The organism is Pseudomonas parakoreensis (assembly GCF_021602155.1).
Classification (GTDB): Bacteria; Pseudomonadota; Gammaproteobacteria; order Pseudomonadales; family Pseudomonadaceae; genus Aquipseudomonas; species Aquipseudomonas parakoreensis.
This window is the reverse complement of the sequence record NZ_BQHY01000012.1, coordinates 20,954-40,396: the sequence shown is the minus strand read 5'-3', so window position 1 is coordinate 40,396 and position 19,443 is coordinate 20,954. Positions and strand designations below refer to the sequence as shown.

The 19,443-nt window shown below is 59.0% G+C and carries 19 protein-coding genes; 13 read left to right on the top strand and 6 right to left on the bottom strand.

Annotation, left to right across the window (positions count from 1 at the left end):
• Window positions 1-30: 30 nt before the first annotated feature.
• From odhB to L6D63_RS19250, 7 genes are all read left to right on the top strand, one after another.
• Window positions 31-1,260: a 2-oxoglutarate dehydrogenase complex dihydrolipoyllysine-residue succinyltransferase gene (gene odhB / locus L6D63_RS19280; RefSeq protein WP_095667149.1), complete on the top strand. Its 1,230-nt coding sequence runs from the start codon at window positions 31-33 to the stop codon at window positions 1,258-1,260.
• Between the two features lie 97 nt (window positions 1,261-1,357).
• Window positions 1,358-2,794 (top strand): dihydrolipoyl dehydrogenase, encoded by a 1,437-nt coding sequence (gene lpdA, locus L6D63_RS19275; RefSeq protein ID WP_041074385.1) that lies wholly within the window; start codon window positions 1,358-1,360, stop codon window positions 2,792-2,794.
• A 201-nt stretch (window positions 2,795-2,995) separates the two neighbouring features.
• Window positions 2,996-4,162, top strand: a complete 1,167-nt coding sequence (sucC, locus tag L6D63_RS19270; RefSeq protein WP_003223015.1) for an ADP-forming succinate--CoA ligase subunit beta — start codon at window positions 2,996-2,998, stop codon at window positions 4,160-4,162.
• A complete protein-coding gene (sucD, locus tag L6D63_RS19265; RefSeq protein ID WP_003223019.1) occupies window positions 4,162-5,043 on the top strand; it encodes a succinate--CoA ligase subunit alpha in 882 nt (293 codons plus the stop codon). The genes sucC and sucD overlap by 1 nt, the downstream gene beginning before the upstream one ends.
• 388 nt (window positions 5,044-5,431) lie before the next feature.
• Window positions 5,432-6,745 (top strand): branched-chain amino acid transport system II carrier protein, encoded by a 1,314-nt coding sequence (gene brnQ, locus L6D63_RS19260; RefSeq protein WP_047292845.1) that lies wholly within the window; start codon window positions 5,432-5,434, stop codon window positions 6,743-6,745.
• A gap of 257 nt (window positions 6,746-7,002) precedes the next feature.
• Complete coding sequence (locus tag L6D63_RS19255; protein ID WP_003223022.1) at window positions 7,003-7,740, top strand: DUF599 domain-containing protein; 738 nt, start codon at window positions 7,003-7,005, stop codon at window positions 7,738-7,740.
• Complete coding sequence (locus tag L6D63_RS19250; RefSeq protein WP_095667147.1) at window positions 7,740-8,141, top strand: MAPEG family protein; 402 nt, start codon at window positions 7,740-7,742, stop codon at window positions 8,139-8,141. The genes L6D63_RS19255 and L6D63_RS19250 overlap by 1 nt, the downstream gene beginning before the upstream one ends.
• 89 nt (window positions 8,142-8,230) lie before the next feature.
• Here the strand turns inward: L6D63_RS19250 and L6D63_RS19245 are convergent, their stop codons facing one another.
• Window positions 8,231-8,467, bottom strand: a complete 237-nt coding sequence (locus L6D63_RS19245; RefSeq protein ID WP_007962865.1) for a hypothetical protein — start codon at window positions 8,465-8,467, stop codon at window positions 8,231-8,233.
• Window positions 8,468-8,625: 158 nt separating this feature from the next.
• On the opposite strand from L6D63_RS19245, the gene L6D63_RS19240 reads away from it, so the two are divergent.
• From L6D63_RS19240 to L6D63_RS19225, 4 genes are all read left to right on the top strand, one after another.
• Entirely contained in the window at window positions 8,626-9,102 is a 477-nt protein-coding gene (locus tag L6D63_RS19240; protein WP_131670009.1) for a PaaI family thioesterase, read from the top strand.
• Window positions 9,099-9,551 (top strand): PaaI family thioesterase, encoded by a 453-nt coding sequence (locus L6D63_RS19235; protein WP_131670010.1) that lies wholly within the window; start codon window positions 9,099-9,101, stop codon window positions 9,549-9,551. Before L6D63_RS19240 ends, L6D63_RS19235 begins: the two co-directional genes overlap by 4 nt.
• An 81-nt stretch (window positions 9,552-9,632) precedes the next feature.
• The gene (gene htpG, locus L6D63_RS19230; RefSeq protein ID WP_047293050.1) at window positions 9,633-11,537 is read left to right on the top strand and encodes a molecular chaperone HtpG; all 1,905 of its coding nucleotides are present in this window, start codon (window positions 9,633-9,635) and stop codon (window positions 11,535-11,537) included.
• 68 nt (window positions 11,538-11,605) lie between these two features.
• Window positions 11,606-12,334: a dienelactone hydrolase family protein gene (locus L6D63_RS19225; protein ID WP_095667144.1), complete on the top strand. Its 729-nt coding sequence runs from the start codon at window positions 11,606-11,608 to the stop codon at window positions 12,332-12,334.
• Window positions 12,335-12,491: 157 nt separating this feature from the next.
• Here the strand turns inward: L6D63_RS19225 and L6D63_RS19220 are convergent, their stop codons facing one another.
• Entirely contained in the window at window positions 12,492-13,355 is an 864-nt protein-coding gene (locus tag L6D63_RS19220) for a pirin family protein (RefSeq protein ID WP_131670011.1), read from the bottom strand.
• Window positions 13,356-13,416: 61 nt separating this feature from the next.
• A complete protein-coding gene (locus L6D63_RS19215; protein WP_047292859.1) occupies window positions 13,417-13,833 on the bottom strand; it encodes an OsmC family protein in 417 nt (138 codons plus the stop codon).
• 129 nt (window positions 13,834-13,962) lie between these two features.
• On the opposite strand from L6D63_RS19215, the gene L6D63_RS19210 reads away from it, so the two are divergent.
• Together L6D63_RS19210 and L6D63_RS19205 are read left to right on the top strand one after the other, a co-directional pair.
• On the top strand, window positions 13,963-15,009 hold the full coding sequence (locus L6D63_RS19210) for an amidohydrolase family protein (RefSeq protein ID WP_131670012.1): 1,047 nt from the start codon (window positions 13,963-13,965) through the stop codon (window positions 15,007-15,009).
• Window positions 15,010-15,147: 138 nt separating this feature from the next.
• Window positions 15,148-16,773 carry a methyl-accepting chemotaxis protein gene (locus L6D63_RS19205; RefSeq protein WP_131670013.1) on the top strand — a complete coding sequence of 542 codons (1,626 nt, stop codon included), beginning with the start codon at window positions 15,148-15,150 and terminating at the stop codon, window positions 16,771-16,773.
• A gap of 193 nt (window positions 16,774-16,966) precedes the next feature.
• On the opposite strand, the gene L6D63_RS19200 is transcribed toward L6D63_RS19205, so the two are convergent.
• The 3 genes from L6D63_RS19200 to purM are packed head-to-tail and all read right to left on the bottom strand — an operon-like array spanning window position 16,967 to window position 19,397.
• Window positions 16,967-17,680 carry a DUF3108 domain-containing protein gene (locus L6D63_RS19200; protein WP_041074363.1) on the bottom strand — a complete coding sequence of 238 codons (714 nt, stop codon included), beginning with the start codon at window positions 17,678-17,680 and terminating at the stop codon, window positions 16,967-16,969.
• Window positions 17,681-17,688: 8 nt separating this feature from the next.
• Window positions 17,689-18,339: a phosphoribosylglycinamide formyltransferase gene (gene purN, locus L6D63_RS19195; protein WP_108182081.1), complete on the bottom strand. Its 651-nt coding sequence runs from the start codon at window positions 18,337-18,339 to the stop codon at window positions 17,689-17,691.
• Window positions 18,339-19,397, bottom strand: coding sequence for a phosphoribosylformylglycinamidine cyclo-ligase (purM, locus tag L6D63_RS19190; protein WP_041074359.1), 1,059 nt, complete (start codon window positions 19,395-19,397; stop codon window positions 18,339-18,341). The genes purN and purM overlap by 1 nt, the downstream gene beginning before the upstream one ends.
• Window positions 19,398-19,443: the final 46 nt, after the last annotated feature.

Genomic DNA, 19,443 nt, shown 5'->3' with positions numbered 1-19,443 from the left:
CCTGAAACCGAATTTAAGGAACCACAGATAATGGCTATCGAGATCAAAGCCCCCACTTTCCCGGAATCGGTTGCCGATGGCACCGTTGCCACCTGGCACAAACAACCGGGCGACGCCGTCAAGCGTGACGAACTGATCGTCGACATCGAAACCGACAAAGTCGTACTGGAAGTGCTGGCTACCGCCGACGGCGTGCTGGGCGCAATCGTCAAGAACGAAGGCGACACCGTTCTGTCCGACGAAGTCCTGGGCTCCATCGTTGAAGGCGGCGCTGCTGCCGCTGCTCCAGCCGCCGCTGCTGCTCCGGCCGCTGCTGCCGCTGCCGCTGCCCCGGCTGCTGCCGAAGGCGAAGACGATCCTGTTGCTGCTCCGGCTGCGCGCAAGCTGGCTGAAGAAAACGGCATCAACATCGCTTCCGTTGCCGGCACCGGCAAAGGCGGTCGTGTGACCAAGGAAGACGTGGTGGCTGCTGTTGCCGCGAAGAAAGCCGCTCCGGCTGCCGCGCCTGCAAAAGCTGCTGCTCCGGCCGCTGCTGCCCCGGTATTCGCTGCCGGTGACCGCGTTGAAAAACGTGTGCCGATGACCCGTCTGCGTGCCAAGGTTGCCGAGCGTCTGGTTGAAGCCCAGTCGAACATGGCCATGCTGACCACGTTCAACGAAGTTGACATGACCGAAGTCATGGCCCTGCGTTCGAAGTACAAGGACCTGTTCGAGAAGTCCCATAACGGCGTACGCCTGGGCTTCATGTCGTTCTTTGTCAAGGCGGCCACCGAAGCGCTGAAACGCTTCCCGGCGGTCAACGCTTCGATCGACGGCGCAGACATCGTTTACCACGGCTACGCCGACATTGGTGTTGCCGTTTCCAGCGACCGTGGTCTGGTTGTTCCGGTTCTGCGTAACGCCGAGCTGATGAGCCTGGCTGAAATCGAAGGCGGCATCGCCACATTCGGCAAAAAAGCCCGTGACGGCAAACTGTCGATGGAAGAGATGACCGGTGGTACCTTCACCATCACCAACGGTGGTACCTTCGGTTCGATGATGTCGACCCCGATTGTCAACCCGCCGCAGGCAGCGATTCTGGGCATGCACAACATCATCCAGCGTCCTATGGCCATCAACGGTCAGGTCGTGATCCGTCCGATGATGTACCTGGCGCTGTCCTACGATCACCGTCTGATCGATGGCAAAGAAGCTGTAACCTTCCTGGTGACCATCAAGAACCTGCTGGAAGATCCGGCTCGTCTGTTGCTGGATATCTGATAGAAGCAGCCATGCGCTGCGGGTGGCGTACCGTCGGCAACGGCGGTACGGCCCGCAGCGCGCGGCTTGAAGCTTTTCGCTAAAGAGGATTTTTTGAATGTCGCAGAAATTTGACGTAGTAGTGATCGGTGCCGGCCCTGGCGGCTATGTTGCTGCCATCAAGGCCGCGCAGCTGGGTCTCACCACTGCCTGCATCGAGAAGTACACCGACGCTGAAGGCAAACAGGCCCTCGGCGGTACTTGCCTGAACGTCGGCTGCATTCCGTCCAAGGCGCTGCTGGACAGCTCCTGGAAGTACAAGGAAGCCAAAGAGAGCTTCAACGTTCACGGTATCTCGACCGGCGAAGTCAAAATGGACGTCGCTGCGATGGTTGGCCGCAAGGCTGGCATCGTCAAGAACCTGACTGGCGGCGTTGCCACCCTGTTCAAGGCCAACGGCGTTACTTCGATCCAGGGCCACGGCAAGCTGCTGGCTGGCAAGAAAGTCGAAGTCACCAAGCCGGACGGTTCGGTTGAAGTCATCGAAGCCGAAAACGTCATCCTGGCCCCAGGTTCGCGTCCGATCGACATTCCACCGGCTCCGGTCGATCAGAAAGTCATCGTCGATTCGACGGGTGCTCTGGAATTCCAGGCCGTCCCTAAACGTCTGGGCGTGATCGGCGCTGGCGTGATCGGTCTGGAACTGGGTTCGGTGTGGTCGCGTCTGGGTGCAGAAGTGACAGTCCTGGAAGCCCTGGACACTTTCCTGATGGCAGCCGACACCGCTGTTTCCAAGGAAGCGCTGAAAACCCTGACCAAACAGGGCCTGGACATCAAGCTGGGCGCTCGCGTGACCGGTTCGAAAGTGAACGGCGACGAAGTCGTTGTTAACTACACCGATGCCAACGGCGAACAGACCATCACTTTCGACAAACTGATCGTAGCCGTTGGTCGCCGTCCGGTGACCACTGATCTGCTGGCTGCCGACAGCGGCGTGACCCTGGATGAGCGCGGTTTCGTGCACGTTGACGATCACTGCGCCACCACCGTACCGGGCGTTTACGCCATCGGTGACGTGGTTCGCGGCATGATGCTGGCGCACAAGGCCTCGGAAGAGGGCATCATGGTTGTCGAGCGCATCAAGGGCCACAAGGCCCAGATGAACTATGACCTGATCCCTTCGGTTATTTATACTCACCCGGAAATCGCGTGGGTTGGCAAAACCGAGCAGGCCTTGAAAGCCGAAGGCGTTGAAGTTAACGTCGGCACCTTCCCGTTCGCCGCTTCCGGCCGTGCCATGGCCGCCAACGATACCGGTGGTTTCGTCAAGGTCATCGCTGATGCCAAGACCGACCGCGTATTGGGCGTGCACGTGATTGGCCCGAGCGCTGCAGAACTGGTTCAGCAGGGCGCGATCGGTATGGAATTCGGCACCAGCGCTGAAGACCTGGGCATGATGGTTTTCTCCCATCCGACCCTGTCTGAAGCCTTGCACGAAGCTGCTCTGGCGGTGAATGGCGGCGCCATCCACATTGCCAACCGCAAGAAGCGTTAAGACACACAATAAGAAACCACGGCGGTAACGGCCCGTCGTGAGCCTTGCGAGCAAGTCTCACCGCGGAATGTCCGCTGGACGCAGTCTTGCGTAGCTGAACCGGGTAACCGGAAGGCTGCGCAAGCAGCAGTCACAGGTGGCGCGGCACTCATCAAGAGCGCAGCGCCGAATGCGCAGTACCTAACGAAGACGGTAAAAAGCATGAATCTTCACGAGTATCAGGGTAAGCAGCTGTTCGCTGAATACGGCCTGCCAGTTTCCACTGGTTACGCAGTAGACACCCCGGAAGCAGCAGCAGAAGCTTGCGACAAAATCGGCGGCAGCGAGTGGGTTGTCAAAGCCCAGGTCCACGCCGGTGGTCGCGGTAAAGCGGGCGGCGTCAAGCTGGTTCGCAACAAAGAAGACGCCAAGGCCTTCGCACAGCAGTGGCTGGGCAAGCGTCTGGTGACTTACCAGACTGACGCCAATGGTCAGCCAGTCACCAAGATCCTGGTTGAATCGTGCACTGATATCGCTAAAGAGCTGTACCTGGGCGCTGTCGTTGACCGTTCGAGCCGTCGCATCGTGTTCATGGCCTCCACCGAAGGTGGCGTGGACATCGAGAAAATCGCTCACGACACGCCAGAAAAAATTCTGAAAGCCACTATCGATCCACTGGTTGGCGCTCAGCCATTCCAGGGTCGCGAGCTGGCGTTCCAACTGGGTCTGGAAGGCAAGCAAGTTGCCCAGTTCGCCAAGATCTTCGTCGGTCTGGCCAAACTGTTCCAGGATCACGATCTGGCCCTGCTGGAAGTGAACCCGCTGGTGATCAAGGCTGACGGCGATCTGCACTGCCTGGACGCCAAGATCAACATCGACGCCAACGCCATGTACCGTCAGCCTAAGCTGAAGACTTTCCACGATCCGTCGCAAGACGATCCGCGCGAAGCGCATGCTGCCAAGTTCGAACTGAACTACGTAGCCCTGGAAGGCAACATCGGCTGCATGGTCAACGGTGCCGGCCTGGCCATGGGTACCATGGACATCGTCAACCTGCACGGCGGCAAGCCAGCCAACTTCCTCGACGTAGGTGGTGGTGCTACCAAAGAGCGCGTGACCGAAGCCTTCAAGATCATCCTGTCCGACACCAACGTCGCTGCAGTACTGGTCAACATCTTCGGCGGCATCGTTCGCTGCGACATGATTGCCGAAGGCATCATCGGCGCCGTGAAAGAAGTCGGCGTGAAAATCCCGGTTGTTGTTCGCCTTGAAGGCAACAACGCTGAGCTGGGCGCTAAAGTACTGGCAGAAAGCGGTTTGAACATCATCGCTGCTACCAGCCTGACCGACGCTGCTCAACAAGTTGTCAAAGCTGCGGAGGGCAAATAATGAGCGTCCTGATCAATAAAGACACCAAAGTTATCTGCCAGGGTATTACCGGTTCGCAAGGTAGTTTCCACACCCAGCAAGCCATCGAATACGGCACCAAGATGGTTGGCGGCGTAACCCCGGGCAAAGGCGGCACCGAGCACCTGGGTCTGCCAGTGTTCAACACCGTTAAAGACGCAGTCGCAGCCACTGGCGCTACCGCCAGCGTGATCTACGTTCCGGCTCCTTTCTGCAAGGACTCGATCCTGGAAGCAGCGTTCGGCGGCATCAAGCTGATCGTCTGCATCACCGAAGGCATTCCTACCCTGGACATGCTGGACGCTAAAGTTAAGTGCGACGAGCTGGGTGTTACCCTGATCGGCCCTAACTGCCCAGGCGTGATCACTCCAGGCGAATGCAAGATCGGCATCATGCCAGGTCACATTCACTTGCCAGGCAAGGTCGGTATCGTTTCGCGTTCCGGCACTCTGACCTACGAAGCTGTGAAGCAGACCACTGACGCCGGTTTCGGTCAGTCGACTTGCGTCGGCATCGGTGGTGACCCGATCCCGGGTTCGAACTTCATCGACATCCTGAAGCTGTTCCAGGAAGACCCGAAGACCGAAGCGATCGTGATGATCGGCGAGATCGGCGGTTCGGCTGAAGAAGAAGCGGCTGCCTACATCAAGGCACACGTGACCAAGCCGGTTGTTTCCTACATCGCGGGTGTGACTGCTCCTCCGGGCAAGCGCATGGGCCATGCGGGCGCAATCATCTCTGGCGGCAAAGGCACTGCAGACGAGAAATTCGCTGCGCTGCAAGACGCAGGCGTAAAAACCGTGCGTTCGCTGGCAGACATCGGCAAGGCCCTGGCCGAGCTGACCGGTTGGGCTGTCAAGTAAGCCTCGTGCTTGACTGACGCTTCACCAGACAAAGGCCACCTTCGGGTGGCCTTTGTTGTTTCTGAAAATCAAAAGATCGCAGCCTGCGGCAGCTCCTACACAGGATTATCTGTAGGAGCTGCCGCAGGCTGCGATCTTTTGATCTTTGCGTTCTTTATGAAATTTAGATGCGTAAACGCGACACCGACACGTCGTGTATCGGATAGTTCGCCCTCAAACAGTGCGTTTGTCAGACAAATTCGTTAGGCTAGCAGCCATTTTTGCGTCTGCCGCCCACAAGGCATGCAACGCGCTAAACGGGTCAGCCCCATACGGACTGACAGCATTTCCCTAACCCCACAGGGAAATCCCCCTCTAAATTCCGATTCAGTAGTGTGGTATTTCCTTAATGAAAGTTTTGAAAGGTCAGGACATCCTGGCACTGGGCTTTATGACATTTGCCCTGTTCGTCGGGGCCGGCAACATCATTTTCCCGCCTATCGTCGGCCTGCAGTCCGGACCTAACGTCTGGATGGCGGCGCTGGGCTTTTTGATCACGGCAGTCGGTCTGCCGGTGGTCACCGTTGTCGCTCTGGCCAAGGTCGGTGGTGCGATGGATGCGCTGAGCAGCCCGATCGGCAAGATCGCCGGTGGTGTGCTCGCCGCGGCGTGCTACCTGGCGGTTGGCCCGTTGTTCGCCACCCCGCGGACCGCGACCGTGTCGTTCGAAGTGGGTCTGGCGCCACTGACCGGCGAAAGCCCGCTGGCGCTGTTCCTCTACAGCTCGGTGTACTTCTTGCTGGTGTTCTTCATCTCGCTGTATCCGGGCCGTCTGCTCGATACCGTGGGGCGATTCCTCGCGCCGCTGAAAATCATCGCCCTGGCGGTACTCGGCATCGCCGCGTTCGCTTTGCCGGCCGGTGATATTGGCCAGGCCACGCCTGAATACGTCGCGGCACCGTTCTCCCAGGGCTTCATCAATGGTTACCTGACCATGGATACCCTCGGCGCGCTGGTGTTCGGCATCGTCATCGTCAACGCAATCCGCTCCCGTGGCGTCGAGTCGCCTGCGCTGATCACCCGTTACGCGATCATTGCCGGCCTCATCGCCGGTGTCGGTCTGGCGCTGGTGTACATCAGCCTGTTCCGTCTCGGTTCCGGCAGCCATGAAGTCGCGGTCGGTGCCACCAACGGCGCGGCGGTGCTGCATGCTTACGTGCAGCACACCTTCGGTTCGCTGGGCAGCGGTTTCCTTGCGGTGCTGATCTCGCTGGCGTGCCTGGTGACCGCGGTCGGTCTGACCTGCGCCTGCGCTGAATACTTCAGCCGCGTGCTGCCGCTGTCCTACAAGACCCTGGTGATCATCCTCGCCGCGTTCTCGCTGCTGGTGTCCAACCTGGGCCTGACGAAGCTGATCGCGTTCTCGATCCCGGTACTGACCGCAATCTACCCGCCGTGCATCGTTCTGGTGGCTCTGAGTTTCTGCAAGGACTTCTGGCATGAACACGGGCGGATCCTCGGCCCGGTCATGCTGGTGTCGTTCCTGTTCGGCACCATTGACGCGCTCAAGGGCGCTGGTCTGGCTGACTGGATGCCGTCGCAGCTGGCGCACCTGCCGCTGAGCGAGCAGGGTTTGGCCTGGCTGGTGCCATGCGTGATGACCCTGGTGGTCGCCGTGGTCTGCGATCGCCTGCTGGGCAAGCGCAGCGAAGCGGTTGCCTGACGTTGTCTGACCCGCCATAAGCGGGTCTTCAGCGCTTAAACGGAAATGCCCCGTATCAATCGATACGGGGCATTTTTTATGGGCGTCTGGCAGTGTCTTTTTTCGCGAGCTAACGTCGAAAGGTTGCCGAAGTCTTAATGTGGGAGCGAGCCTGCTCGCGAAAGCGTTGTGTCAGCCGCCATCAATGTTGTGTGATACGCCGCTTTCGCGAGCAGGCTCGCTCCCACAGGTAGCATCCATACTCCACAGGGAATTGCATGTCGTTCATCCAAGCCAACCTGATCCATCTGCTGGCCGCGCTCTGGTTTGTCATCTGCTGGGGCGGTTACACCCGTTATGCGTCGTGGAAGGCCCGCGACACTGCGTGTCTGGCCAGTGTGTTGCACCTGTATCGCGAAGACTGGATGCGCCGCATGCTCCTGCGTGACAACCGCATCGCCGACGCCAGCGTGATTGGCAATCTGGAACGCAACGCCTCGTTCTTCGCCTCCAGCACCCTGATTATTCTTGCCGGTATTCTGACCGTGCTCGGTGCATCCGAACGCGCCGTGTCGTTGCTGGCGGATATCCCGATGGTGCAACAGGCATCGCAGGGCATGTCGGAGATCAAGTTGCTGTGCCTGGCGCTGGTGTTCGTCTATGCGTTCTTCACGTTCAGCTGGTGCATGCGTCAGTACAACTTTGCCGCGGTACTGGTCGGATCAGCGCCAATGATCGGCGAGCGCCAGGTGTCCGAGCAGGAGCGCAAGGCGTTCGCACTGCGGGCGGCACGGGTGATTTCGATGGCGGCCAACCAGTTCAACTTCGGTCTGCGTTCCTACTACTTCGGCATGAGCATGCTGGCGTGGTTTGTCAGCCCGTGGTTGTTCATGTTGATGAGTGCCGGTGTGGTTCTAGTGTTGTACCGCCGCGAGTTTCATTCCGACGTGCTCGATGTGATGGTCTATACCCCTACAGAGGCGCCATTGCCCGAAACCAATAAAGAGGCCGCTTGATGAGTATTCCGTTCTGGTGTGTGTTTATCAGTGCATTGTTGATCTACATCGCGCGTATGCCGGTGGCTAAAGCCATGAAAGAGCAGGGCGGTTACAACAACCACCTGCCGCGCCAACAACAGGCGCAACTCACTGGTTACGGCGCGCGGGCGCTGGCGGCGCATCAGAACTGCATCGAAGCGTTCATCCTGTTCGCCGTGGGTGTGCTGATGGCGCACACCACGCAAACCCAAGGCTGGTTGATTGATGCTCTGGCAATCATCTTTGTGATCGCGCGGGTTCTTTACGTGTGGTTGTATCTGGCGGATAAACCAGCCCTGCGCAGCCTGGTGTGGCTGGTCGGCCTGCTCTGCAGTTTGTTGCTGATGATTAGTCCGACTTTTAGAACCGTATTGCTCTAAAACAGCCTCTAAGCCAAGACTGACCAAAAATCACAGGCAAAAGAAAACCCGCACTTGGCGGGTTTTCTTTTTTCTGCATCAAGTCGCAATTATTGCTTCTTGGCAGCTTCTTCCTGAGCAGCTTGATTCGATTCAGCCTGAGCTTTGGCAGCTTCGGCGTTTTCTTTTGCTGCGTCGTTCACTTTATCCTGAGCTTTGTTCATGTCTTGCTGAGCTTGCTCAGCATGTTGGTTGGCATCTTGAGCTTTGTCCTCGGATTTTTTATCGCAGGCAGCGAGACCGAGGGAAGCGGTCAACATCAAGGCAATAGCTAAAGTCTTACGCATGGGGTGTTTCTCCTTATGGAAAATAACTACTGGCCTTAAGAGCGCAGCGCCAAAGGTTAAGTTCCTCATTTTGTTCAGATATATAAGTTTGTTTTTCAGTGGAACTTTTGCCGTATTGCTTACTACTGGCAAAAGGCTCTAACGAGAGTAATTATCAAATGGCTGAAAACCCCGTTTTTGAGCGCGCGACACGCTTTCTCTCGGCCCTGCGCCATTGTCAGGTGCTCGGTTTGACGGTGCACAACGCCAGCAGCGAAGGGCTGACAGTGAAGCTGCCGTACAGCGCGCAAATCGTTGGCAATCCGCAAACCGGGGTCATCCACGGCGGTGCGATTACTTCGCTGATGGACACCGCATGCGGCATGTCCACGTTGTGCGTTTTGCCGGAATTCGAAGTCTGCCCGACCCTGGACCTGCGCATCGACTACATGCACGCCGCAGAGCCGAACAAGGACGTCTACGGTTTCGCCGAGTGTTATCGGGTCACCACCGATGTGATCTTCGCCCGCGGTTTTGCCTATCAGGACGACCCGCAGCAACCCATAGCCCATGTTGTTGGCACCTTCATGCGCATGGGCAAGGGGCTGAAAGGCACCCAGGGATTTGGCGGCAGGATCAAAGGAGAACTTCGATGAGCGATGACTGGAAGCAACAACTGCTGCTGGCTCACGCCCAGGGCGATTACGCGCCTTTGCTGCAGATGATTCCCTACGCCGGGCTGATCGGCGTCGAATGCTCGCGAGTCGGTGATGACCTGCTGTTCAAGCTGCCGGCGAACAAGGACAACATTGGTAACCCTTTATTGCCTGCGATCCATGGCGGGGTGATCGCCGGATTCATGGAGCTGGCAGCCGCGTTGCATTTGCTGATCTTCACCGGAGCGCCCGGGGTGCCGAAGATCATCGATTTTTCCCTGGATTACCTGCGCGCCGGGCAGTTTCGCGACACCTGGGCCAAATGCCAGGTCTGCCGCCAGGGCCGGCGTGTGGCCAACGTCGCCATCACGGCCTGGCAAAGTACCGATAGCGAACCGATCGCCACCGCCCGTGCACACTTCAAAATCGATGAGCCCTTGAAATCCTGAACGCTGCCCCCAACTCAGTGAACAACCCGCCGCCGACCCTCCGGGTCGCGGCCACTGCCATCTGATTGGAGTTTGATGACCATGAGTGTGGAAACTCAAAAGGAAACCCTGGGCTTCCAGACCGAGGTAAAGCAACTGCTGCACCTCATGATCCATTCGCTGTATTCCAACAAGGAAATCTTCCTTCGCGAATTGATCTCGAACGCCTCTGACGCTGTCGACAAGCTGCGCTTCGAAGCTCTGGCCAAGCCGGAATTGCTCGAAGGTGGCGCTGAACTGAAAATCCGTGTGAGCTTCGACAAGGACGCCAAGACCGTCACCCTCGAAGACAACGGTATCGGCATGAACCGTGACGATGTGATCACCCACCTGGGGACCATCGCCAAATCCGGTACCGCCGATTTCATGAAGAATCTCTCGGGCGATCAGAAGAAAGATTCGCACCTGATCGGCCAGTTTGGTGTCGGCTTCTACTCCGCCTTCATCGTTGCCGACAAAGTCGATGTGTACAGCCGTCGCGCCGGCACTCCTGCCAGCGAAGGCGTGCACTGGTCGTCGAAAGGCGAGGGCGAGTTCGAAGTCGCCACCATCGACAAACCAGAGCGCGGTACCCGCATCGTCCTGCACCTGAAGTCCGGTGAAGACGAGTTCGCCGATGGCTGGCGTCTGCGCAACATCATCAAGAAATACTCCGACCACATCGCGCTGCCGATCGAGCTGCCGAAAGAAGTGGCTGCTGCCGAGGGCGAAGAGAAACCAGCCGTTGAATGGGAAACCGTCAACCGCGCCAGCGCCCTGTGGACCCGTCCGCGCACTGAAGTGAAGGACGAGGAATACCAGGAGTTCTACAAACACATCGCCCACGACTTTGAAAACCCGCTGGCCTGGAGCCACAACAAAGTCGAAGGCAAGCTCGAGTACAGCTCGTTGCTGTACGTGCCGGCCCGCGCGCCGTTCGACCTGTACCAGCGGGAAGCGCCGAAAGGCCTGAAGCTCTACGTGCAGCGCGTGTTCGTGATGGATCAGGCCGAGTCGTTCCTGCCCCTGTACCTGCGCTTCATCAAAGGCGTGGTCGATTCCAACGACCTGTCGCTGAACGTGTCGCGGGAAATCCTGCAGAAAGACCCGATCATCGATTCGATGAAGTCGGCGCTGACCAAGCGCGTGCTGGACATGCTGGAAAAACTGGCGAAGAACGAGCCTGAGCAATACAAGGGCTTCTGGAAAAACTTCGGTCAGGTCATGAAAGAAGGCCCGGCAGAAGATTTCGCCAACAAGGAAAAAATTGCTGGTCTGCTGCGCTTCGCATCGACCACCGAAGGTGACGGCGAGCAGATCGTCGGTCTGGCGGACTACCTGGCGCGCGCCAAGGAAGGTCAGGACAAGATCTACTACCTCACCGGTGAAACCTATGCGCAGGTCAAGAACAGCCCGCACCTGGAAGTCTTCCGCAAGAAAGGCATCGAAGTGCTGCTGCTGACCGATCGTATCGACGAGTGGCTGATGAGCTACCTCAGCGAGTTCGACGGCAAGACCTTTGTCGACGTAGCACGCGGTGACCTCGATCTGGGCAACCTGGACTCGGAAGAGGACAAGAAAGCTGCAGAAGAAGTCGCCAAGTCCAAAGAAGGTCTGGTCGAGCGCCTGAAAACCGCGCTGGGCGATTCCGTTGCCGAGGTTCGCGTCTCTCACCGCCTGACCGACTCGCCAGCCATTCTGGCCATCGGCGAACAGGACCTGGGCCTGCAAATGCGCCAGATCCTCGAAGCCAGCGGGCAAAAAGTGCCGGAGTCGAAGCCGATCTTCGAATTCAACCCGAGCCACCCGCTGATCGAGAAACTCGATGGCGAGCAGAACGAAGCGCGTTTTGGCGACCTGTCGCACATCCTCTTCGATCAGGCCGCTCTGGCGGCTGGCGAAAGCTTGAAAGACCCGGCCGCTTATGTGACCCGTCTGAACAAGCTGCTGGTTGAGCTGTCAGCCTAATCACGATGTAGAAAAACCCGCTTCGGCGGGTTTTTTCATTCTGGTGTTTAACTAAGCAGGAGTCAGAAATGAGCCAAGTTACTGTTCGTTCCGTGGTCTATCAGTTGGATGGTCAGCCCTATGAAGGTCGTCTGGCGTTCGACGCCGAGCACAAGGGCGCGCGCCCGGGTCTGTTGATGGCGCCGAACTGGATGGGCGTCAGCGCCGGTGCCGAGGAGATCGCCAAGTCGGTCGCGGCCAAGGGTTACGTGGTATTGATTGCTGACGTGTACGGGCAAACAGTACGTCCGCAGAATGCTGACGAGGCCGGCGCGGCGATGATGCCGCTGAAGAACGACCGCGCACTGCTGCGCAAGCGCATGCAGGCGGCGTTCGAGCAGTTGCAGAAGCAGGGTGAGGCGGCGGTTGATACCTCAAAACTGGCGGTGTTCGGGTTCTGCTTCGGTGGTTGCTGCGCGCTGGATCTGGCGCGGACCGGTGCACCGGTGAAGGCGGCGGTGTCGTTCCATGGCACGCTGGATTCGCCGAATCCGGCGGATGCCAAGAACATCAAGGGCTCGGTGCTGGTGCTGCACGGTGCTTCCGACCCGTTGGTGCCGAAAGAGCAATTGCCGGCGTTCGAAGATGAAATGAACGCGGCGAAGGTCGATTGGCAGTTGCTGAGTTACGGCGGTGCGGTGCACTCATTCACCGATCCGCACGCCAATGTGCCAGGCAAGATGATGTACGACGCGAAGACCGCCAAGCGTGCGTTCAAGTCGATGCATGATTTGCTGGAAGAAGTGTTCAAAGGCTGATTGTGCAGTCAGGCATTGACTCGGTCGGTGCCTGATCTGGCCTCATCGCTGGCAAGCCAGCTCCCACATTGTTCGATTCGTTTGCTGGATATGTGTCCGGCGCTAAACCTGTGGGAGCTGGCTTGCCAGCGATGGCTGACTAACAGGCGGCACAGAGCTAAGGCAATTCAATCCGCTCAACTTCCCCCGGTACCGTCGGCCAATCCCCGGCCGCCCACTTTCGTCGCGCCTCATCGATCGCCGCCGGATCGCTCGCGACAAAATTCCAGTTGATCCGCCGTGGCCCGTCCAGTGCGGCGCCGCCAAACACCACTGCGTGCACATCACTCTCGGCAAACAGACTCATCGCTTCCCCGCCCGGCAACACCGCCAGTGCGTGGGGTTCGAGGGGCTCGCCATTTAATTGCGCATCGCCACTCAGCACATACACCGCGCGTTCTTCGTGCTCGGTCGGGATCAGCAGTGTGGTCGCGGTCTGCATTTTTATTTCGGCATACAGCGTAGGAGAAAGCACCGGTACCGGTGATTCCAGGCCAAAGCCTGACCCGGCAATCATCCGAATCTGCACGCCAAGGTTGTCGCTGACCGGCAGGGTTGCGGCCGGGTGATGGCTGTAATGCCCAGGGCCTTGCTCATGATCCTTGGGCGAAGCCAGCCAGATCTGCAAGCCGTGCATCGTGAAGCTTTGCGCCCACAACGGCTCGGGCGTGCGCTCGACATGGGCAATCGCACTGCCGGCGGTCATCCAGCTGACATCGCCGGCGCTGACCACTTGATCGGAGCCAAGGCTGTCCTTGTGCTGGATCTGCCCTTCGAAGAGGTAGGTCAGGGTCGACAGGCCAATGTGCGGATGCTGTCGGATGTTCATGCCTTTGCCCGTCGGATAAACCGTCTCGAGCATGTGGTCGAAAAATACAAATGGCCCGACGCTGCGGCATTTGGCTGACGGCAGCGGGCGCAGGATCGGCTGGCCTTCGACGTCTTCGGCGCGCGGGCGGATGATCAGTGGTTGCGTGTCCATGGTGCATTCCAGGCTGAGCGGGTGATGCCAGAAGCATAACCCGCCGCTGGCAAGAGGGTGATTACTGGCTGTCGAAGCCTTGTGGAGCGTGGGTTTCGATGCTGACGTCGCTGGTGGTCATCAGTTTGTGAATCGGGCAGCGATCGGCGACGCGCAGCAGTTCTTCACGCTGGGCATCGGTGAGGACGCCCTTGAGGGTAAGCGTCACATGCAGGGCGTATTTGCCTTTCTGCTCTTCGCTGTTGTCGCGTTTGACCTCAACGCCGACGCCGGTCAGCGGGATGTCTTTCTTCTTCGCGTACATTTTCAGGGTCAGGGCTTTGCAGGCACCGAGCGCGGCGTCGAAGTAGTCGTGTGGCTCGGGTGCCGAGCCTTCGCCGCCGGCAGACTTCGGCACGTCGGCAAACAATTCGTGGTCATCGATCTGTACGGTGTGACGAAAACCTTCGGCGGAGACGGTATTGACGGTAACAGTCATGGCAACCTCACTGGCAGTAGGAAAAAGTCGTTCGATCAAAAAAGACCTTGCAGTTATAGAGCATTCCTACGGAGGCGCGTTCCACTTTCCTGCAGGATGAACCCTTGTGTTCGGCTCAGGGTCTAGGCTATGCCTACCTGTGGGAGATTACTTGTGTCCTTGTTTCGTTTGAGTCTTGCCTGCCTGCTGGCATGTGCCGGTAGCGCCAGCGCCCGTGATTACACTTACAGCGATGCGCACCTGCACTACGTGGATTTTTTCCAGGAAACCGCCGGCATGGCGAAATTGCTCACGGCCATGCAGGACAATTCCATCGACCATGTGATGATTTCCGGCATTCCCGTGGCGAAGAAATGGCATGAAGACGAACCCAAACGTCCGCGCTATTACGCCGGTGATGACGCCGACGCCTACTGGTACAGCGCCACCGACATGATCGTTGCCGATGCCGTGCAGAAACTGACGCCGGAGCAGCGTCTGCACTTTCACCCATTCCTCTCGGGCTTCAACCCTAACGACAAGAACTCCGCCGCACACATCCAGCGCCTGCTCGATCTGTATCCGGGGCTGTGGCAGGGTATCGGCGAAGTGTTCACCCGCCATGATGACCTGACGGCACTGACCGCTGGCGATACCCCTCGGGCCAATAATGAAGCGATGAAGCGGATATATCACCTGGCCGCCGAAAACGATCTGCCGGTGATGCTGCATTCCAACATCACCTCCAAGCGTGAGAAAAATCCGCTGTACCTGAAAGAAGTCGAAGAACCGCTGCGAAATCACCCGCACACCCGGTTCATCTGGGCGCACGCCGGCACCAGTGCGGAGATCCATCGGCACCAGACGCAGCTGGAATTCCTTCTGCCCACCGTCAGCCGGATGTTGGAGGCTTACCCGAATCTGTTCATCGATCTGTCGTGGAGCATGCTCACGCCGTATCTGCTGGATGAGCAGGGCAAGCCGCGTGCGCAATGGCTGGCATTGGTGGAGAAATACCCTGAGCGCTTCATGCTGGGTTCGGATGTTGTAGGCCGATTCAACAAGCTCGGTGAGGAAATGCGCAGTTTCACGCCGTTCCTTGATGCCTTGCCCGAAGACGTGGCGCGTAAAGTCGCCCGGGATAACTTCCTGGCGATATTGCCGCGAACAGCAGCAAAGTCCGGTAAACCGCGCTGAATCGTTAATGCCGAGGGTTCGAAGTATCAAGGCCTTTTGATATCACCTTTTGGTCTTACGCAAATTTGCGCGGGGCCGATACCTTCTAGAGCAACCAGCTGCAGGGTTGATGCAGCGCTTTTGGAAGGAACCAGAGTAATGAGCATCCGTAGTCTCAATATCGCGCCGCGTGCCGGCCTGGGTTTTGGTGTGTTGGCCTTGATGGTGTTTGCCTTGGGGGCGTTCGCCTTGCTGCAAATGGCGAACATGCGCGCCCAGTCGGATGAGGTCGACAACAACTGGCTGCCGAGTGTGATGGCGGTTGGCGAGATGAGTCAGGACATGCTGCGCCTGCGTGCGCTGACCATGCGCCTGTTGCTCAATCGGGATCCGCAGGCGCTGGCGCAGAATGTCGCCAAGCTCAATGACCTGCGCGGCGTGTTGAGCGAAGCCCAGCAACGCTATGACGTGTTGATCGTGCTGCCCGAAGAGCGCAAGTTGTTCGACCGCTTCAAGGTCGCCGAGCACCAGTATCTGGAGTTTCAGGCGCAAGTCATGCAGTTGTCCGCGCAGAATCGGGTGGAGGAGGCGGCGGCCATTCTCAACGGTGAGATGAGCCCCTTGGCGGACGACATGGCGGTCACCCTCAAAGAGTTGGTCGAGCTGAACAAGCACAACGCCAACCTTGCCACCGAAGCGGCGCGCCTGGTCTTCATCAATTCTCGGGTGTGGGTCGGGGTGATGATCGGCATCACTGCACTGATCACCATCGGTCTGGCGTTGTTGCTGACCCGCAGCATCGTCTTGCCTCTGACGCAGTCGCTGGGCGTGGCGGAAGTGGTGGCCGGTGGCGATCTGACGGGCGATATCAATATCTCCGGCAAGGACGAACCGGCGCGGCTGCTGCAGGCGCTGAAAAGCATGCAGCATAACCTGCGCGACACCATCCGGCAGATTTCCGAGTCGTCCAGTCAGTTGGCTTCGGCATCGGAGGAGCTGAGTTGCGTCACCGAAGACGCCACACGTGGTCTGCACCAGCAGAGCCTGGAGATTGAGCAGGCCGCCACGGCGGTCAATCAGATGACGGCTGCCGTTGAGGAAGTGGCGAGCAATGCGGTGGCGACGTCCGAGGCGTCACGCGAGTCTGATCGCATCGCCCAGCGTGGTCGCGAGCAGGTGCGGCAGACCGTGACGTCAATCGAATCCCTGGCGGATGATGTCACGTCGAATGCCACGCAGGTGGAGGATCTGGCGCAAAAGGTTCACGGCATCAGCAAGGTGCTGGATGTGATCCGCTCGATTGCCGAGCAGACCAACCTGCTCGCGCTAAACGCTGCGATCGAGGCAGCGCGGGCCGGCGATGCCGGTCGCGGCTTCGCGGTGGTGGCCGATGAAGTGCGGGCGTTGGCGCACCGCACCCAACAATCGACCCAGGAAATCGAGCAGATGATCGGCGGCATTCAGCAGGGCACCGATTCGGCGGTCAATTCGATGCAGCAGAGCAGCCTTCGCGCCAATTCAACGCTGGAACTCGCGAAGGCGGCGGGTGAGGCACTGGAGGAAATCGCCTCGGCGTTCACCTTGATCAACGAGCGCAACCTGGTGATTGCCAGTGCCTCGGAAGAGCAGGCAGCGGTGGCGCGGGAGGTGGACCGCAATCTGATGAATATTCGCGATCTGTCGACGCAGACTTCTGCCGGGGCTAATCAGACCAGTGCGGCGAGCCAGGAGTTGTCGCGGCTGGCAGTGGATTTGAACAATATGGTGGCCAGATTTTCGGTCTGATCTGACCGCTGAAGATCGAGCTGAACCCTGTGGGAGCGAGCCTGCTCGCGAAAGCGGTGTATCAACCACAAACATGTCGGCTGAACTGACGCCTTCGCGAGCAGGCTCGCTCCCACAGGGGATATGTGTCGTCGCGAAAACTGCGGGCACAAAAAAGCCCCGCATCTGCGGGGCTTTTTGTTGTAGCGGCGGATCAGCTGCCCTTAACGGTTTTGCCGTTGACCGTGCCGTCCTGGAGCATGATGTTGTACTCCTTGCCGTCGGTTTCAACCTGTTGCAGGCGGACCAGCAGGTAATCCCAATCCTTGGCGAACCACAGCACGGTGGTGCGCTTGCTTTGTGTCGGATCGCGCACGCGCTCGACCTTGATTGCATCGATCTTGCCGGCCTTGGTGTCGACTTTCTCGGCACCCAGTACACGGAAGTCATAGGTATCGACTTCACCGTCATCGACCACCTGGTAGCTCATGGTCTTCTTGCCGGAGGCGACGTCGTGCTGCAGCGCCAGTTGATAGGTCGACTTGTCGACCATGCCACGGTTCAGCGGGATTTTCACCGCGTCGCCACGGTCGGTGCCGGTGACCATCTTGCTGTTCCAGTCGAAGTCCAGGTCAGCCTTTTTCGCCTTGCCCAGACCGCCACGTTCGAAGTGGTAGGACTGCGGCAGCAGGGTGTCCTTGTCCAGGGTCAGGGTGCTTTCTTCAGTCAGGCTGGCGATCATCATCGACGCCTTGAAGCTGAGTTTCCAGACGCCGTTGGCTTCCTTGGTCAGGCTGCGTTCGGCGGTGCCACTCATGGGCAACTGTTTCCAGTCGGCGGTGTAGCTCGCGGAGAACGGTTGAAGGTCTGCCGCCTGCGCGAAGGGCAGGGCTAGCAGAGCGCAAGCGAAGAGCAGGGCGCGACGCATAAAATCTCCTAGTGTCGAATCAAGTGGCCGCTGGCCGCGAGTAACTGGCCATCCAGTAAAGCACCTTGCTCACCGAGTGCCAGTCGGCCTTCGGCAAACCAGCGTACAGCCATCGGGTAGATCAGGTGTTCCTGGACATGCACTCGCTGCGCAAGTGTCTGCGGCGTGTCGTGCAACTCTACCGGTATTACTGCCTGTACGACCAGTGGTCCACCATCGAGTTCCTCGGTGACGAAGTGCACGGAGCAGCCGTGTTCCGCGTCGCCGGCCTCGAGCGCCCGCTGATGAGTGTGTAACCCTTTGTATTTGGGCAGCAGCGACGGGTGGATATTGAGCAGGCGACCCTGGTAGTGACGCACGAAATCAGCGCTGAGAATGCGCATGAAGCCGGCCAGCACCACGAGTTTCGGGTTGAATTCGTCGATCAGTTCGATCAGGGCCGCATCGAAGGCCTCGCGACCTTCGAAGGCCTTGTGATCCAGCGAGCGGGTGGCGATACCCGCGTCACTGGCGCGTTGCAGGCCGTAGGCGTCGGCGCGGTTGGAAATCACCGCGGCGATGCGGACCGGGCTGTCGCCGGTCCGCGTGCTGTCGATCAGAGCCTGCAAGTTACTGCCGGTGCCGGACAGCAGCACCACGACATCACAGGTCTGGGACATCAGTGAGCCTTGAGGTTTTTCAGCTCGACTTGAGCAGCGCCTTCGGCAGCGGCAGCGATCTGGCCGATGACCCAAGGTTGCTCGCCGGCATCACGCAGGGTGTTCAGGGTCACTTCAACGTGCTCCTGAGCCACGCAGATGACCATGCCAACGCCGCAGTTCAGTACGCGGTGCATCTCGGTCTCGTCAACGTTGCCTTTCTCTTGCAGCCAGTCGAAGACCGCCGGGCGAGTCCAGCTGGCCACGTCAACCACGGCCTGAGCGCCTTTTGGCAGAACACGCGGGATGTTGTCCAGCAGGCCGCCACCGGTGATGTGGGCCATGGCCTTGACTGCGCCGGTGTCCTTGATCAGCTTGAGCAGCGGCTTCACGTAGATGCGGGTCGGGGCCATCAGCAGGTCGGTCAGCGGCTTGCCGTCGAGCTGAACGGTTTCGATGTCGGCGCCGGACACTTCGATGATCTTGCGGATCAGCGAGTAGCCGTTGGAGTGCGGGCCGGACGATGGCAGGGCGATCAGCGCGTCGCCGGTGGCAACTTTCGAGCCGTCGATGATGTCGGCTTTTTCCACGACGCCGACGCAGAAGCCGGCCAGGTCGTAGTCTTCGCCTTCATACATGCCAGGCATTTCAGCGGTTTCGCCGCCAACCAGAGAGCAACCAGCCAGTTCGCAGCCTGCACCGATACCGGTGACGACGGTGGCGGCCACGTCTACGTTCAGCTTGCCGGTGGCGTAGTAGTCGAGAAAGAACAGCGGTTCAGCGCCGCACACCACCAGATCGTTGACGCACATGGCGACCAGGTCCTGGCCGATGCTGTCGTGCTTGTTCAGGTTCAGCGCCAGGCGCAGCTTGGTGCCAACGCCATCGGTGCCGGAAACCAGCACAGGCTGCTTGTAGCCGGCCGGGATTTCGCAGAGGGCGCCGAAACCGCCCAGGCCGCCCATGACTTCCGGGCGCGCAGTGCGCTTGGCGACGCTCTTGATGCGTTCGACCAATGCTTCACCGGCGTCGATGTCTACACCGGCGTCCTTGTAGCTCAGGGAGGGTTGCTTGCTCATGATCCAGGCCTTTAGGGGAGGGGATTCAGGGGTAACGACCGAGTTC